This is a genomic window from Bacillus sp. LR--39, assembly GCF_053613335.1.
Window position 1 is genome coordinate 1 of sequence record NZ_JBSIOT010001485.1, and the last position, 539, is coordinate 539.

The 539-nt window shown below is 53.2% G+C and carries 1 protein-coding gene; it reads left to right on the forward strand.

Annotation, left to right across the window (positions count from 1 at the left end; genetic code table 11):
* A partial coding sequence (locus ACWHAR_RS31300) for an aminotransferase class III-fold pyridoxal phosphate-dependent enzyme (protein WP_452088957.1) occupies positions 1–539 on the forward strand: 539 nt, incomplete at both ends.

Sequence of the window (539 nt, forward strand, 5' to 3'; positions counted from 1 at the left end):
CCGCCGGTTAAAGGGTTCCTCGAAGGGCTTCGCGAGCTGACTGAGACGCATGGCGCCCTGCTGATATTTGATGAAGTGATGACAGGATTCAGGGTGGATTACAACTGTGCCCAAGGCTATTTCGGGGTGACGCCTGATTTGACATGCCTCGGAAAAGTGATCGGCGGCGGTCTTCCTGTCGGCGCTTATGGAGGAAAGGCGGAAATCATGGAGAAGATCGCGCCGAGCGGTCCGATCTATCAGGCCGGGACGCTGTCCGGCAACCCGCTTGCCATGACAGCCGGACTTGAAACGTTGAAACAGCTGACCCCTGAATCCTACCGGGAATTCTCCCGCAAAGCTGACCGCTTGGAAAAAGGAATTTCTGAAGCTGCAGAGAAAAATGGCATTCCGTGTACATTCAACAGGGCGGGGTCTATGATCGGCTTTTTCTTCACAAATGGACCGGTCATCAATTATGATACAGCGAAACAGTCTGACCTCGGACTGTTTGCCGAATATTATAAAGGAATGGCCGATGAAGGCGTGTTTCTGCCGCC